The sequence below is a fragment of the Archangium sp. genome (genome assembly GCF_036388035.1).
GTDB lineage: Bacteria > Myxococcota > Myxococcia > Myxococcales > Myxococcaceae > Archangium.
The window spans coordinates 1-4,683 of the sequence record NZ_DASVSO010000524.1; the positions used below are offsets into that span (position 1 = coordinate 1).

Here is a 4,683-nt window from a genome sequence, read left to right on the forward strand (position 1 = left end):
AACCTCTATGACTCGTTCCAGCTCCGCTCGCTGATGGACACGGCGTACAACAAGGCGCTGGACGACCTGAACATGACCGACGTGCCCCGGCTGCCCGTGTTCGAGCGGGGCGAGGTCCTCTACGACGTGAGCCGGCTCATCCTGGAGCTGGGGCCCACGCAGCGGGACCTGAAGGTGCTCGAGCGGGTGCGCGCCCAGGACCGAGATCTGCACCAGGACTGACGGCCTCCGCCTCTCCCCATGGGAGAGGTCAGGCGGGCGTGTCAGCCCGGTCTGGTAGGGTGGCTGACGCTGGAGGTACGGCGTCTGGGCCCTACCTCCGGTATTCCATTGGCGCGGCGTTGGCGTGCATCACAAAGGAGAGCCCGAGATGTCCATCGACAGGCCCGAATCCTCGAATCCCCCCCGACTCCTGTTCTCCGTGGATGGGACCCGCTACGAAGTCATTCGTAAGTTGGGACGGCGGAGCAATGGCGAGGTGATGCTCGCCAGGCGTCGCTACGCCCAGGGGCCCGCGGGCTCCGTCCTCATCAAGCGGCTGTCGCGGCCCGTCAGCGAACAGCAGAAGCAGCGGCTGAAGGAGGAGGTCCAGCTCGCGTACCGGCTGGACCATCCAGGCATCGCCAAGGTGTACCAGTTGGTGCTGCACGGGGGGCTGCCGTACGTGGTGATGGAGCACGTGGAGGGGCGCTCCCTGGAGACGGTGTTGAGCGTCGCGGCCATGCGGCAGCGGCCCATGTCCGAGGCTTTCGTCTGCCACGTGGTGTCCGAGGTCGCGGACGCGCTTCACCATGCGCACACGCTGGCGGACGAGCGCGGGCGGCCCCTGGGCATCGTCCACCGGGACGTCAATCCGGAGAACATCCGCGTGGGGAGCAGCGGTGAGGTGAAGCTGGTGGACTTCGGCGTGGCGTATTCGATGCTGCCCGGGCGGGAGTCCACCACGGCCTCCGTGCTGCGCGGGGACATCGCCTATGCGTCCCCGGAGCGCATGCGTCTGGAGAAGGTGGATCACCGCTCGGATCTGTTCTCCCTAGGGCTGGTGCTGCTGGAACTGCTCACGGGCCGGCACCTGTTCGATCTGGAAGACGTGGAGCTGGGAGCGCGGGAGGCCGGGCCGGTGTCCGCCGCGCTGACGGAGGTGCAGTGCGAGGAGCCGAGCTGGGTGCCTGTCGCGGAGATGGCGGCGCGCATCGCGCGTTTTGGTCCCGAAGACGTGGAGCGGGCGGTCCAGGGCATTTCGGAGCCGCTGCGGGCCGTGGTGCACCGGGCGCTCCGGCGGGAACCGGCCGAGCGCTACCAGTCCGGATTGGAGATGCGGGACGCGCTCCGGGAGTTCCTGGTGGTTCAGGGGCGCTCGTATGGGCGGCCGGAGGCGGCGCGGGAGGTGCTCGTGGCCGTGAAGGAGGCCGAATTGCTGCGCGAGTCCGCGGACGTGATCGAGCCGGATGTGTTCCCGGAGGCGCCGCCTCGGAGGAGCCCGCACTGAGCGGAAGCGCCGCGCCAGGGGGCTGGACCCGTGGGGCTTCGGGGTCTGGCCCAGTCGCGGAGCTCTGGGGATGCCAGGGACTCAGCGTCGGCGCTGTTTTTGTTTCTTCGCGGGCGGCGCCGGCTTTTCCTTTTCACCGGAGACCTGGAAGGGAATCCGGAGATCGGGCAGCTCGCGGCCCTGCGAGTCGGTCATCGACGTGCCGGTCTGCGCGTCGATGACCAGGGTGTACTTGTGGCCGGTCTTGAGGGGCGTGGGCAGGGAGATGCGGTACAGCAGCCCAGTCGCGGATTCCTCGGCGGCGTCATCCGAGACCATGGCGCGTTCGACCTCGTCGAACAATCGGACGCGGTAGTTCCGGAGGGCCAGGGTGCTGCGCAGCTCGAGCCTCGACGTGGGCTCGATGAGCGGCCGGCCTTCGTCCGGGCCCACCAGGGGGATGGCGTCCATCCCGGCATCCGCGAGTACATACTGGAGGGTGAACGACGCGGGGCCCGGTTCCGCGATGGCGCCCGAGTCCGTTTCAGGGCCAGGCTCGGTGGCGGTGGTGCCGGCGTCTTCGCCAGGGGTGGAGGGCTTGGGACATCCAGCCACGAGGAGCGCGGCCACGCAGACCGCGAAGCTCAAACGAGGGAGTCGCATAGGGCGCGGAGACCCTATGTCCCAACGTGCGGGGCGAGAAGCGCGAAAGCCGGGGATCGAGCGCCAAGCGACGCCACGGGAGGCCCGAATGGGGAGGTCCCAGGGGGTCGGAAAACGGGTCCTGGAATGGGCCCACGCTACTCCGTCTCCCTCTGACGATGGGTCTGATAAGATGCGTTATGTAAACTCAGCATGGGGCCTTCCAAGGGACCCTGGGACCGCGGTTCCGGGCGCTGGTTTTCGGCTCCTCCCCGCTGCCCGCTGGGCCTTCTTCAGCGAACCGCTCCGACGAGCTGCGTCATCCCGCTCCTTCGTGGGGGCTGCGTCCAATCATGCGGTCGCTCGGAAATCAAAGCTCCGCTCATGGGTTCAGGGGCCGGGATTTTTGTCCCTATTTCTCCCCCGCTTGACCGAGACCGGCCGTTCCCGGGACAACCCGTGGCATCTCCGGTTCCCGGAAAGGACTCCCGTCATGAAGCGTCTCTTCATCCTCGCTTCCCTGATCGGCGCGGCCCCCGCGCTCGCCGATGAGGGCATGTGGACGTACAACAACTTCCCCGCCGCCAAGGTGAAGGAGAAGTACGGCTTCGAGCCCACCCAGGAGTGGCTCGACAAGGTGCGTCTGGCCTCGGCCAAGTTCGGCAACGGCTGCTCGTCGAGCTTCGTCTCCCAGGACGGCCTGGTGATGACGAACCACCACTGTGCCCGTGGCTGCATCCAGCAGCTCTCCACGGCCAAGAAGGACTTCATCGCCAACGGCTTCTACGCCAAGACCCAGGCCGAGGAGCTCCAGTGCCCGGCCCTGGAGGTCAGCCAGCTCGTCGAGATCACCGACGTCACCGAGCAGCTCAACGCCGCCACCCAGGGCCTCACCGGCAAGCCGTACGCCGACACCCTCAAGGCCGAGATGGCCAAGCTCGAGAAGACCTGCACCACGGGCGCCGACGTGCGCTGTGACGTGGTGACGCTCTACCAGGGCGGCAAGTACAACCTCTACAAGTACCAGCGCTTCCAGGACGTGCGGCTCGCGTTCGCCCCCGAGCACGCCATCGCCTTCTTCGGCGGTGACCCGGACAACTTCGAGTTCCCCCGGTACGACCTGGATGTGACCTTCGTGCGCGTCTACAAGGACGGCAAGCCCGCGAAGACCCCCAACTACTTCAAGTGGTCCGACAAGGGCGCCAAGGAAGGCGAGCTCACCTTCGTCCCTGGCCACCCGGGCCGCACCTCGCGCGGCCTCACCGTGGCACAGCTCGAGTACCTGCGCGACGTGGGGCTGCCCAAGCAGCTCTTCAGGATGTCCGAAGTCCGCGGGATGATCACCGAGTTCCAGAACCGCGGCGCCGAGCAGAAGCGCATCTCCAGCAACCTGCTCTTCGGCGTGGAGAACGGCCTGAAGTCCACCAAGGGCAAGCACGAGCAGCTCGTCGACAAGAACTTCTTCGCCCAGAAGGTCGCCGCCGAGCAGGAGCTGCGCAGGAAGGTCGACGCGGATCCCAAGATGAAGGCCAGGTACGGCGCCGCCTGGGATGAGATCGCCCGCGCCCAGGACACCTTCCGCAACATCCGCAAGGACTACGAGTACATCGAGGGGGGCTTCGGCTCGCAGCTCTCCGGCGTGGCGAAGACGCTCGTGCGCGCCTCCGAGGAGCTCACCAAGCCGGACACCGAGCGGCTGCGCGGGTTCAACGAGGCGAACCTGCCCGCCCTCAAGAACCAGCTGCTGAGCAAGGCCCCCATCTACCCGGAGCTGGAGATCGCCCAGCTCACGTTCTCGCTCACCAAGATGCGTGAGGAGCTGGGGCCGGATCACCCGTTCGTGAAGAAGGTGCTCGGCAAGGAGTCCCCGGCCGCGCTGGCCACCCGCGTGGTCAAGGGCTCCAAGCTGGCCGACCTCAAGGTCCGCGAGCAGCTCCTCTCCGGTGGCAAGAAGGCCATCGAGGCCTCCAAGGATCCGATGATCCAGCTGGCGACCCTGGTGGACGCGGACGCCCGCGCCATCCGCAAGACGTACGAGGAGCAGGTCGAGGCCGTCATCCGCAAGAACAGCGAGCTGGTCGCCCAGGCGAAGTTCGAGGTCTACGGCACCGGCATCTACCCGGACGCCACGGGCACCCTGCGGCTCTCCTTCGGCTCGGTGAAGGGCTACATGGAGGATGGCAAGCAGGTGGCTCCCATCACCGCCATGGGCGACACCTTCGCCCGCCACACCGGTGAGGATCCGTTCGCCCTGCCCAAGAGCTGGCTCGCCGCCCAGAAGGACCTGACGGCCAGCACCGCGATGAACTTCGTCACCACCAACGACATCATCGGCGGCAACTCCGGCTCGCCCGTCATCAACAAGGACCTGGAGATCACCGGTCTCGTGTTCGACGGCAACATCCAGTCGCTCGGCGGTGACTACGGCTTCGACGAGAGCGTCAACCGCACCGTCGCCGTCCACAGCGAGGCCCTCATCGAGGCGCTCAAGAAGGTCTACAAGGCCGACCGCGTCCTCGAGGAGCTGCGTCCCGGCTCCACGCCTTCCGTCAAGGCCAGCCCGGGGCTGTAGT

The 4,683-nt window shown here is 67.2% G+C and carries 3 protein-coding genes and 1 pseudogene; 3 read left to right on the forward strand and 1 reads right to left on the reverse strand.

Features of this window, described 5'->3' with window-relative positions:
• A pseudogene (locus VF697_RS21110) lies at window positions 1–222 on the forward strand (hypothetical protein); the annotation flags it as partial.
• Window positions 223–370: 148 nt separating this feature from the next.
• A complete protein-coding gene (locus VF697_RS21115) occupies window positions 371–1,489 on the forward strand; it encodes a serine/threonine-protein kinase (RefSeq protein ID WP_331097710.1) in 1,119 nt (372 codons plus the stop codon).
• Between the two features lie 81 nt (window positions 1,490–1,570).
• Here VF697_RS21115 and VF697_RS21120 read toward each other — a convergent pair whose 3' ends face one another.
• The gene (locus VF697_RS21120) at window positions 1,571–2,116 is read right to left on the reverse strand and encodes a hypothetical protein (protein WP_331097712.1); all 546 of its coding nucleotides are present in this window, start codon (window positions 2,114–2,116) and stop codon (window positions 1,571–1,573) included.
• Window positions 2,117–2,603: 487 nt separating this feature from the next.
• Here VF697_RS21120 and VF697_RS21125 point away from each other — a divergent pair, with 487 nt between their 5' ends.
• Window positions 2,604–4,682, forward strand: coding sequence for a S46 family peptidase (locus tag VF697_RS21125; RefSeq protein WP_331097714.1), 2,079 nt, complete (start codon window positions 2,604–2,606; stop codon window positions 4,680–4,682).
• The last annotated feature ends 1 nt before the right edge of the window (window position 4,683 follow it).

What these genes read in the sequence shown, in the direction of transcription:
- VF697_RS21115 (WP_331097710.1), top strand. Translation starts at nt 371, where the DNA reads ATGTCCATCGACAGGCCCGAATCCTCGAATCCCCCCCGACTCCTGTTC.
- VF697_RS21125 (WP_331097714.1), top strand. Translation starts at nt 2,604, where the DNA reads ATGAAGCGTCTCTTCATCCTCGCTTCCCTGATCGGCGCGGCCCCCGCG.